Origin of the sequence: Acidicapsa dinghuensis, assembly GCF_025685685.1 — a bacterium.
Taxonomy (GTDB): domain Bacteria; phylum Acidobacteriota; class Terriglobia; order Terriglobales; family Acidobacteriaceae; genus Acidicapsa; species Acidicapsa dinghuensis.
Genome location: NZ_JAGSYH010000002.1, coordinates 1 through 11508 on the forward strand (window position 1 = coordinate 1; position 11508 = coordinate 11508).

At 58.2% G+C, this 11508-nt stretch carries 7 protein-coding genes; 4 read left to right on the forward strand and 3 right to left on the reverse strand.

Annotated elements, in window-relative coordinates; translation table 11 throughout:
- Nucleotides 1-137: 137 nt before the first annotated feature.
- On the reverse strand, nt 138-1583 hold the full coding sequence (locus tag OHL22_RS03535) for a glucuronyl esterase domain-containing protein (protein WP_263333321.1): 1446 nt from the start codon (nt 1581-1583) through the stop codon (nt 138-140).
- 156 nt (nt 1584-1739) lie between these two features.
- Between OHL22_RS03535 and OHL22_RS03540 the strand changes: the two genes are divergently transcribed.
- The 4 genes from OHL22_RS03540 (at nt 1740) to OHL22_RS03555 (ending at nt 8453) form a co-directional block, all read left to right on the forward strand.
- Entirely contained in the window at nt 1740-2081 is a 342-nt protein-coding gene (locus OHL22_RS03540; protein WP_263333323.1) for a PadR family transcriptional regulator, read from the forward strand.
- Nucleotides 2078-4723: an ABC transporter permease gene (locus OHL22_RS03545; protein ID WP_263333325.1), complete on the forward strand. Its 2646-nt coding sequence runs from the start codon at nt 2078-2080 to the stop codon at nt 4721-4723. Before OHL22_RS03540 ends, OHL22_RS03545 begins: the two co-directional genes overlap by 4 nt.
- 71 nt (nt 4724-4794) lie before the next feature.
- Nucleotides 4795-7434, forward strand: coding sequence for an ABC transporter permease (locus tag OHL22_RS03550; protein ID WP_263333327.1), 2640 nt, complete (start codon nt 4795-4797; stop codon nt 7432-7434).
- A 164-nt stretch (nt 7435-7598) separates the two neighbouring features.
- Nucleotides 7599-8453, forward strand: coding sequence for a hypothetical protein (locus OHL22_RS03555; RefSeq protein WP_263333329.1), 855 nt, complete (start codon nt 7599-7601; stop codon nt 8451-8453).
- 320 nt (nt 8454-8773) lie between these two features.
- On the opposite strand, the gene OHL22_RS03560 is transcribed toward OHL22_RS03555, so the two are convergent.
- Nucleotides 8774-10054, reverse strand: a complete 1281-nt coding sequence (locus OHL22_RS03560; RefSeq protein ID WP_263333331.1) for an MFS transporter — start codon at nt 10052-10054, stop codon at nt 8774-8776.
- Nucleotides 10051-11217, reverse strand: a complete 1167-nt coding sequence (locus OHL22_RS03565; protein WP_263333333.1) for a hypothetical protein — start codon at nt 11215-11217, stop codon at nt 10051-10053. The genes OHL22_RS03560 and OHL22_RS03565 overlap by 4 nt, the downstream gene beginning before the upstream one ends.
- Nucleotides 11218-11508 lie beyond the last annotated feature (291 nt).

Here is an 11508-nt window from a genome sequence, read left to right on the forward strand (position 1 = left end):
CTCGACTGCGATAGCTCAGTCGGGCATTCTTATGAATGTCCATTCGATCCTCCGAAGATTCCTAGTTGCTCGTCACAACCAGCTTCTCCGGTCCAAATCGAATGGACAACCTCCTGAAAGATCACAGGTAATGCACTCTATTCGGTGTGCAGATAGCGGCTTGCGAATTCGATAAAAGTTGGCCAGTTCGGTGCTGGAGTGTGGCCGCCGGTGTGTTGGCGGAAGGCGAGGTCGCCTTGAATGAGCGGGGTTTCTATGGGAGGGAAGGTTGTGGTGTTCAGGCCCTTTGCTCCGAGCAGTTCGTAGACAGGGTTGGCTGCGGCGGCGGCCATGAACATGCCTTTGGCATCGACCCAGCCGTCGCCATCGCTGGCGTTACCGCTTGGCCCATTGGTTGCTCCGCCACTGATGAAGACCGGCCTGGGTGCGCACATGGCGATGAGTTCGTGCGCGTCGACGGGAAGATCGTTCCACTGCAAGGGGCCTGCGTACTTGAGGAAGTTGCCTGCCATCCAGTGATATTCGGTAGCGTTGGCTACGTTTTCGATGGGCTCGCCCCAGTTGCGGCGGCTGAGCTTGGCGCCGCCCTCACCTGAAGAACTGATGTAGCCGATTGCGATGCGCTGATCGTAGGCCATGGCAACAATGGCTGCTTTGCCATAGCGCGAGTGGCCGGTGATGCCGATTTCTTTTGCATTCACATCCTTGTCGGTTTCAAAGTAGTCGATGGCTCGGCTTGCTCCCCAGGCCCATGCTTTTAATGCACCCCAATCATCTGGTTTACGATATTGGCCTTTGTTGCATAAGCCGATGATGCCTTCGCGTAGACCTGCGCCATTGTCTGCCTGATACGACGCGGGGATGAGCTCCGCGTAACCCCAGCCTTTGGCGAGCACCTGCTGCTGCCATGTAGGTCCAGAAGGCGTAGGCGGGAACTTGAAGCCTTGCGCTTCGAAGCGCTTGCGCATGGCGGCCATGACTGCGGGGTCGATGCCGAACTCGATGATGACGGGGACGGGACCTTTGGCGTCCGCGGGGGTTGACAGCGTCATCTCGATGTTGACTGAGATGGCCGGATAGGACGAGTTATCGACGTGGCCGACGAGCTTTTTAGTGACGATATTGAAGTCGCCGTTTTTCTCGCGCGTGGTGCTTGTAACCTGCCATGTGACTTTGGGCAGGTGATAGGGAGCGAAGCCATACATCTCGCGATCGAACATCTCCATGATTTCGGAACGGCGCTCATGCCACCACATTTCAGAGGATGTAACTTTGCGGCCATCGTTCATGGTGAGTGGGTCCGGAAGATCGGGATAGGGATTGGCTTTGGACTCGTCGTAGTTGGTGTAGAGGGGATTTTTGGGGTCCATACCGTTGCGGAAGGGGCGCAGGGATTGGATGTGAAGCTGATCCATCATCTGCTGGTGGTCGGCTTCAGAATCATGCTGAATTTTTAGCTGCTCAGGCGATGGCGGAGGCGGTGCGGGTCTGGGAGTCGTGGCCGTTTGTGCACACAGGACAGAAGCGGAAATGAGAATGGCAACGATCGAAAGGCAGCGCGACGAAGTCGAGTGAGGAGGCATGATGGCTCCGATTTTCGATTTTCTACGGGAGTCAAACTAAAGGACGGAAAGAAGGATACAAAGTTCGAGCGGCGTTGACAAATTTGTTTTGCGACGATTCTCTCCTTGACAGCTTAGGAGAGCGGGCGTACTCTCCTAATCAAATTAGGAGGAGTAATGGGAGAACAGGCGCAACTGCTGCCGGGAACGCTGGATTTACTGATACTGAAGGCGGTTTCGCTTGGGCCGCTGCATGGGTATGGCGTGCTGCTGCGGATTGCGCAGATCTCGGGGAGCGCGCTGCTGGTGGAGCAGGGGGCGCTGTATCCTGCATTGTTTCGACTGGTGCGGCAGGGGCTGCTGAAGGCGAACTGGGGAACGTCTGAAAACAACCGCAAAGCGAAGTTTTATGAGCTGACTACGGCGGGGCGTAAGAGGCTGCGCGAGGAAGCCGATGGATGGAGCAGGCTGGCGAACGCGATGGCGGCGGCGCTGGCAGCTAAGGCGGAGGAGCTATGAGATTCTTCGACGCGCTGCGCGGTCTGTTCGCGAAACGGACGGCGGACTATGAACTCGATGCAGAGTTGCGTTCCCATATGGAGCATCGCGCGGATGATCTGGAGCAGGTGGGTGTTCCGCGTAAAGAGGCAGAGCGCCGTGCGCGCGTGGAGTTTGGGGGCTATGTGCGGTTTAAGGAAGAGAGCCACCGGGCTGCGGGTGGAAGATTTGTTGAGATTCTGGGGCAGGATGTGCGGTTTGCGCTGCGGGTGCTGCGTAAATCGCCGGGCTTTGCCATTACCGCGGTCGTGACGCTGGCGCTGGCGATTGGCGCGAATGCGGTGGTGTTTGGGGTGATGGATGCGTTTGTGCTGCATTCGCTGAATGTGCCGGATGCGAAGACGCTGTGGGGCACGGCGTATGGAGATGAATCGGGGTTTCAATCGTACGAGAACTACGTCGATCTGCGCGACCGTAATCACAGCTTTGAATCGCTGGCTGCGTTCAACTTTGATTTTCCAGGACTTGAGACAAATAACCAAACGGACGGAGCGGCGGCATTTGCGACTACGGCAAATTACTTTGATGTACTGCGCGTGCAGCCTTATCTGGGGCGGTTCTTTCATGCGGCGGATGAGCATGGATCGGGAAGCGCGCCTTACATTGTGCTGAGCTATGCGTACTGGCACAACCGCTTTGCGGATGATCGCAATGTGGTTGGCAGGGTGGTGCTGCTGAACAAGCATCCTTTCACGATTCTGGGTGTGGCTCCGCCGAACTTTCACGGGACGCTCATGTTCATGTCGCCGGATTTCTTTCTGCCGATTGTGAACCAGGATCAGGTGGATGGAACGAGTTTGCTGCATGATCGCTCAAGTCAGGGAACAGTGTTTGAAACATTCGGGCATTTGAAGCCGGGCGTGACAGCGGAGCAAGCAACGAACGATGTGAATGCCATTGGGGATGCGCTTGCGAAAGCGTATCCGAAGGATGTGAGTCATAAGGAATCGAAGCTGATTCATCCGGGGCTGACGGCGTTTGGCGGGCCTGCGAAGGCTTTTCTTGCGGGGTTGATGCTGCTGGCTCTGTTGATCTTGCTGGCGGCGTGCGCGAATCTGGGCAGCCTGTTTGCGGCTCGTGCGGCGGACCGTGGGCGCGAGATCGCTCTGCGGTTGGCGCTGGGGTCGAATCGCAGCCGCATTCTGCGGCAGCTGCTTACGGAGGCCATGCTGCTCTCGTTCGCGGGTGGTGCAGTGGGGCTTGCGGGGAGTGTAGTGCTGCTGCGCAGGCTGGCTACGTGGCAGCCGTTTCCAGGGGCGCCGATTCATCTGCCGGTGTCGCCGAATGCGGAGACTTACGTGGTTGCATTGATGCTCGCTGTTTTGTGCAGTTTGCTTTTTGGCACACTGCCGATGCGGCAAGTATTGCGGACCGATGCGCATGCGGTGCTGCGTGGCGGAGGTAGTGCCGCGGCGATGGGGCGGCGAATCACTGTTCGCGATGTGCTGCTGGTGGTGCAGATCGGGATTTGTGCGGTGCTTGTGACTTCATCGCTGGTGGCGGTGCGGGGGCTGTTGCGATCGATGCATGGTGAGTTTGGGATTGAGCCGCATCTGGCGATGACGGTGAATACCAATCTTGCGATGGCGGGCTACAGCGACGAGCGTGTACCAGTCATGCAGCGGCGCATGATTGAGGCGATGCAGGCGATACCGGGAGTGGAGCATGCGGGGCTAGTGGCTGGGTATCCGCCGCTGGTGTATACGGCGGGTGAGTCGGTGAATGTGTTTCGCAATGAGACAACAGACCTGAAGCAGGCGAATGCGGTTGCGGCTCCTTACAAGTATGTTGTTTCGCCGGGCTATATGGATGCGGCTGGAACGCGCTTTCTTGCGGGTCGAGATGTGTCATGGCATGACGATAAGAACGCGCCGGAAGTGGCGCTGGTGAATCGCCAGTTTGCGGAGAAGATCTTTGGATCGGTCGGTGGCGCGGTGGGGCGCTACTTCAAGTTGCAATCGGGGATGCGCGTGCAGGTGGTTGGCGTTGTTGAGAACGGCAAATATGTGACGCTAACGGAGGATCAGCAGGCAGCGGTCTTTCTGCCATTTCTGCAATGGCCTGTCAGTAACTCTTATCTGATTATTCGTTCGCGGAGAGAGGCTCAGCCGCTGATAGCGGATATCAAGCGCAGTCTGAAGCAACTGGATGCTGGATTGCCAGCAGATGTGGAGAGCTGGAGCTCGCTGATGGATGTGGTGCTGTTTCCGGCCAGAGTGGCGACTGCGGCGCTGGGGGTGATGGGAGCGATGGGCGCTCTGCTGGCGATCACAGGGATCTTTGGACTGGCTACGTACTCGGTGAGCAAGCGGCTGCGGGAGCTTGGGATTCGCGCGGCGCTGGGTGCGCAGCGGAGAGAGATTCTGGCTACAGCGCTGGGACGATCGCTACGGCTGCTGGCATTTGGCTCGATCGCGGGTTTGATTCTTGGACTGCTTGCAACGCGGGTGTTAGCTTCGATTGTGTACGATGCGACGCCACGCGATCCGCTCGTAATGGCTGGCGCGGTGCTGGTGATGCTGTTGCTTGGGTTGGTTGCTACGTGCATACCGGCGCGCAGAGCGCTCAAGGTGAATCCGCTGGTGTTGTTGCGCGAAGAATGACGCAGATCATTCCGCGCTGAAGTTTTTGTCCGCTTTCATCCACATTCCGGTGGAGCATGCTGAGAGGGTATATGTCATTGTTTCGATGGTTTCGGCGACGATCGCAAAGTTCTATCTCCGATCGAGAACTGGACGCGGAGCTGCGGGCGCACATGATGCATCGTGCGGATGATCTGGAACGAGAGGGATTGACGCGCGCGGAGGCGGAACGACGGGCGCATGTGGAGTTTGGCGGCTATGTGCGAATCAAGGAAGAGAGCCGCGAGGCGATGGGGCGGAACTGGATCGAGAACATCTGGCATGACGTGCGGTACAGCGCACGCATGCTGCGTAAAGCGCCGGGTTTTACTGCTGCTGCGGTGATTACGCTGGCGCTGAGCATTGGCGCGAATGCTGTAGTGTTCAGTTTGTTGAACGCGCTGATTCTGCGCCCTCTGGATTTACCGAATTCAGAAAGGCTGTACATGGTTGACCGAGGCGCCGATCACTCGCCTTCGCAGTCATATCCGGATTACAAAGATCTTCGTGACAGGGCGCGCAGTTTTGATGGTCTGGCTGCATACGACATGGCGCCTGCAGGTCTTAATGTGAATGGTCACATTATGCAGACGTGGCTGTATGAAGCGAGCGGGAACTACTTTGATGTGCTTGGTGTGCAGCCTTATCTCGGACGGTTCTTTCACGCGGCAGATGAGCATGGCTCCAATAGCGCTCCCTATCTCATACTGAGCTATGCGTACTGGCAGAGCCATTTCAATAGCGATCCGTCAGTTGTGGGACGCGCTGTTCTGCTGAACAAGCATCCTTTCACTATTGCCGGCGTTGCGCCGCCACGTTTTCGCGGGTCGGAATTGTTTTACGCCCCGGACTTGTGGGTACCGATGGTGGATGAGCAACAGGTGGAAGGCAGTAGTTGCCTCGAAGCAAGAACATGCAGGGGACGGTGGGTTGTGGGCCGCCTGAAGGCTGGTGTGACGGCACCGCAGGCCAAGGCGGATCTGCAATCGGTAGCGTTGTATCTACAAACGGCCTATCCCAAGGATGATGACAAGATTCAGTTTGGGCTGGTGCGTCCCGGCCTTCTGGGCGATATGTTGGGTGCGCCCGTGCGTGCGTTTGTGGCCGCGCTTATGCTGCTGGCGGGACTGATTCTGTTAGCCGCATGCGCGAATCTTGGCGCTTTGTTTGCTGCGCGGGCTGCGGACCGTGGGCGAGAGGTTGCGTTACGTCTGGCGCTGGGATCTAGCCGAGGTCGAATTCTGCGGCAACAGCTCTCCGAAGCAGTGCTGGTAGCGTTGGTTGGAGGGGCAGTTGGAACGGCGACTGGCGTGTTCCTGCTGAGGTGGTTAAGCGCGTGGCATCCAGTGCCGAATATCCCGATCAATATAGCCGTGCAGCCGGGCGTGGCTACTTATGCGATGGCACTTGCCCTAGCTGTTGTGAGTGGACTGCTGTTTGGCGCGGTGCCGATGCGGCAAATTCTGAAAGCCGACCCCTATCAGATCGTAAAGTCAGGCAGTGCTGCTGGAAGTGGGCGGCGAGTTACGCTGCGCGACGTGCTGGTGGCAGGACAGATTGCAGTGTGCGCGGTACTGGTGACGGCGTCGCTGGTCGCCATACGCGGCATGGTGCGATCGATGCAGAGCGCGTTTGGATTTGATCCGAATGGTGCGTACCAGGTGGACACAGATCTGGACATGGCGGGATATCAAGGCAACCAGGTACCGGTAGTGCAGAAGCGCATTCTCGACGCGATTGCAAACATTCCAGGCGTGAAGGATGTTGCATTTGCGGATCGCATTCCATTGGATTTGGGTTGGAGCGACTCGTATGTGTATTCAGACGCAACGACGGATTACCGGTCTTCAAACACGATGCTGGATGCGATGCAGTACAGCGTATCACCGGGGTATTTTGTCACTGCGTCGACGAAGCTGCTGACAGGACGCGAGTTCAACTGGCACGACAATATGAACGCGCCGAAGGTAGCGGTGATCAACAGCGAATTTGCGCGCAAGGCATTTGGATCGGCGCAGAAGGCGGTTGGATCGTTCTTCAAGACAGGGGACGGACAGCGGGTGGAGGTGGTTGGTGTGGCAGAGACGGGCAAGTACACAACGCTTGCCGAGGACCCACGACCGGCGATGTTCTATCCGATTTTGCAGGTTCCAAACAGCGATACCTGGCTGATTGTGCGGTCAGACCGCAGTTTAAGTGATCTGGAGCCGTCGATTGAGAATGCGGTGCATAGCGTCGATCCGGGGCTGCCGCTGGTGATCAACACGTGGAACAAGGAACTGGATACTGCGTTGTTTGCGCCGCGTACTGCAACGATCGCATTGGGTGTTCTTGGTGGACTGGGCGCGATGCTGGCGATCACTGGTGTGTTTGGCATGGCTTCATATTCGGTGAGCAAGCGCATGCGGGAGCTAGGAATCCGCATTGCACTGGGCGCCCAGAAGCGCGAGGTGTTGGCGACGGCTCTGGGGCGATCACTGAAGCTGCTGGCGATTGGCTCGCTGACTGGGCTTGGGCTTGGAGTTGCGGCCAGCCAGGTACTGACATCCATCGTGTATCAGGCAACATCACGCGATCCGGTGGTGCTGGGCGGCGTGGTGGTCGCGATGATGCTGCTTGGACTGCTGGCTACGTGGATTCCTGCAAGCCGGGCGCTGAGAGCTGATCCGCTGCTGCTGTTGCGGGATGAGTAGAACTGTCGTTCGAACTGAACCGGCTTTTGAAATTCAGCCCAGGTCTCAAAATCGAGACCTGGGGCACCCGTCGACAGAGGGGAAATGTGCATTGAGTATAATCGGCTGCATTCTCCTTTGGCGCACTCATCCCCCGAGCCTTGACGCCGGAAAGTCGGCATCGGATGCGGCTGCTCACTTCTTTGCGGATTTCAATCGCGTTGTTGTCCGTCGCGTTTTGCCTTGTTTGCATAGGGCAAGACAAACCCCAATTCAACACTGCCTCTGCGGGCGTCAAAGCCACGGATATCGAAGCTGCGATGCGGCTACTTTGCAGCCAGAAACATCTGACGCGCGACAAGGACGGCAGCGTCTCGGGATGCAGCGTGTGTCCCGATGGGGCTGCGTTTGCTGGAGACAACGCGAGCAAGCTTGAGATCTATGCGGAAACTCCGGGGCATTTCACCTCAGTACAGGCGAACAATCTGATTCTCAGCGGCTACGGTTGCGAGCCGCACTCGAATAATTTTGGCGGCAGCTATGTGTTCTCTGTTGAGGCAGGCAAGGCGCGGCTGCTGCATTACAGTGCCGGGCTCATCACGGATGAATGCCATAAATTTGCGTTTGCGGATGGGCGTGAGTATCTGATCTGCCGCGGTGGATGGGGTGGGCAGGGAGAAGCCGATGCGTATGTGTTCACGGCCGCGTTCAGCGCGGCGGGAACTGAAACACGCAAGACGCTGTTGTCTGTGAGGGATACTACGGGCGAATGCGGGGATGAGAGTCAGATTGAGCGAAGCTCTGAGATCAAAGGGTTGAAGTTTGTTCCTGCGGATACTGGGCAGATTACCGGTCTTACCATTACGGCGACGATGGGCGAAGTGACCTGCGGGCGCGTGGCCGCAGCCGAGAAGAGCAAATCGAAAGGTGAGTTGCCAGGCGTGAAGAGCTACGATGTGGAGTTTGTGTTTGATGGCAAGCGGTTCACTGTGAAGCCGGGGAGCCGGGCTGCTTTGAACAGGCTGACTCCGAATGATTAGACAATTAGCTGATGCACGGATGTAGCGTCTATGAGGCGGGCCTTCAGCCCGCGTGAGTCATTCCTGGCAATTCGGACCCAGGGCGTCATGCGAGCCGAATCTAACGATTCGGCTGGGCTATTTTGCCCTGGGCTGGTATGAGATGCGCCTTTGGCGCATTTTCAGACTGCTGACAAAGTCCGGCAGGAGTTGCATCCCTCAGCGGCTGAAGCCGTGTTCTATTTGCGGCTTTTACGGCACGAGTAAACTCGCGCCCTTTCAAAGCAGCGGGTTTGTCAGCATTCTCGATACGCCTTTGGTGTATGGGATTGAGGGGTGCGTTATGCCTCTGCGGGAGCCGAGGCAGGTAGGTCGCGCGAGTCGTCGTTCCAGCGCGGGGCGACGATGGCTGCGGCGGCGAGCGAGGTCATTAGGAAGAGATTGAAGAGATTGTCCCAGCCGTAGTGGAGGGCAAACCAGGTGACGAGCAGCGGGGAAAGCATCTGGCCGACGGAACCGGCTCCGTTGACGGCGGCGATGGCGCGGGCGGAGCAGTCGAGGGGGACAGACTCGAGGACGGCGACGGAAACCATAAGGGCATCGACGGCGTAGACCAGCAGACCCATGGCGGCGATGCTGACGGCGGAGGCCCACCAGCCGAAGGTGGAGACGATGGGCTGAATGAGAGCGAGGAATCCGAGACCGAAAAGCAGGATGGCAGCGACGGGATAGCGGCGAGACTGGAACCATCGCGCGGAGGCGCGGACGGCGAAGACTGCTCCGACGAAGCCGAAGAATTCAAAGAGCGCGGCGGTAGATGAGGCGCGGCTGGGAGCGAGCTGCGTGGTCTGGACGAGGTAGAGTGGAAGCCAGAAAAGCAGGGCGTAGCGCGTCATCTTCAGAAAGAAATACATGGCGGCGATGGTGCGGATGTGGCTGTTGGAGAGAACAGTCCACCATCCGGACCAGAGGCTGCGGCGCGGCTTGCGGTCGCCGGGCTCGACCGGTGTCAGGCCGACATCTTCCGGCTCGTCGCGAGTGGTGACGTAGAACCAAATTGATATGAGGATGAGAAGAAGCGGCGGAAAGAGAAAGCAGCGTTTCCATCCCCAGCTGGGCATGAAGAGCTGGGTGGTTGCAAACCAGAGCGTGAGGCTGCCTGCGAGCACTCCGCCTACGGAATAGCTGGCGCTCCACCAGGCGAGCACCCCAGGACGCTCCTGCTGACGGAACCAGACGGCGAGCATACGGGCGAGTGCTGGAAAGCCGAAGCCCTGAGCAAAGCCGTTGAGCAGATCCAAAGCAAGAAGCGCTGGGGTGGAGTGGGTCCACAGCATGGAGGCGGTGCAAGCGGCGGAGATGAGACCACCGACGAGCGCGACTTTGCGCGCACTGCGGAGATCGGAAAGGCTGCCGGAAACGACGTGTCCGATGACATAGGCGAGGGAGAAGTTGAAAAGGAGGCCCGTGAGATCATTTTGTGCCTGAGGTGAGCCGGGCAAGGTGCGGACGCTGCGGAGGTTTTCGCGGCAGAGGTAATAACCGGCATAGAGGAGCCAGCTCGATGTGAAGGCTGCCGAGCGCCATCGGGTGTAGGATGCCTGTCCGGTGGGCGCGCTCATTGTGCGTCTCCCCAAAAGGTATTGCGCTGCCAGGCGCCTGTGGCAGTGTCGCGGTATTCGAGAACCTGAAGCACGCCGCGGCTATTGAAATGCTCGGTGAGGCCGTGGGGGAAGTTGTGTTCAACGGTGAGGTCTTCGAGCAGATGCCGAATAGCTGCTGCGTCGGTGCCCTGGACGTGCAAGAGCGATGGATCCTCGGGAAGGATGGTCAGCAAAGCCATGGCCGCGTGAGGGATGAGAGCTGAACCCTTCTGCGTGGAGGAGCGATGGTCGACGAGGAGGGGCAGATTGCCGTCTGCTGGCTGGCTGGCGGTTGCGGCGGTTTCGTGAGGAGTGGCGGTTATGGTCCAGCGAAGACGGCTGTCGCCTGGCTCTGTGGAGCTAATGTAGCCGACCTGGACGGAAGCCAGGGCTTCGGGCTTGACGCCGGTCAGGGAGTCGCTCTGCATGGTTGCGTCAACGCCATAACGCCCTGCGACCCAGACCAGAGGATAGAGGCTGGAGGCGAGGCTGGGGCGATCCTGCGGAGAGACGGACAGGACGAGGGCGCTGCGGCCGGAGAGCAGACGGTCCCAGAAGCGGAGGTATTCTTCGCGATTCTCCAGTTTGTGACGCAGCAGAAGAGTGCAGAGAAGCAGAGCGAGAAGCGCAGGACGCATGAGCGTCAGGGAGCTGATGACCGGCACTACAGCGGATCGAGCTGGAAGCTGCGCGGCGATAGTTTCAGCAGTGCCATGTACTGTTTCAGGTTGCGTCGGGGCAGCTTGAGGGTGGAGCGGTATTGAGTCGGGTATGAACCGCGGAATGTAGGTGCCGGTGGGGAGCTCGATGCGGATGGAATGACTCTCGACCAGAGCGTCACCGGAAGCGTAATAGGACGACAGGCGTTTGCGGACTTCGTTGGCGCGGACGCGAACGGTAGCGTCGGAGCTGGGCTCGTACGACGTGTCCCTGCCGAAGAGATCGATACCGATGGAACGCTCTTTCAGGGAGTCGAGCCGACCGGAAAGCGTGACCTGAACGATATAACGAAGGAACTCGCAGGAACGCCGGCTGGAACGAAAGTGGGGGCTGCTACAAACACGCTCCAGCTCCGCTTCCACGGCGAGGTGTTGGCGGGCGGCGTCCTCAAAGCTCTTGGGCAGAGGCGGTGCGGCGGCCAAGGCAGCTCTCCTGATCTACAGTGACGAAGGTAGGAAATCTCCTTTTCAGCATAATCCAGGTTTGTGAATGCGGATTAAATTGCTTTGGTTTTCGCTTATGAAGTTTCACAGTTTCGTGAACATGTTGCGAATACCTGAAATATAACTTCAATGAAATCAATAAAACGCTCGGATGCTGAACCGTTAAGAACCTGCCTTTCCCGGGGAAATGCCTGTTTAGATATGTCATGCAGAGGCAAGTGGGGTATACGTGTGCCTCGCGGATTTACCTGTAGCGATCTGTTCACCGTC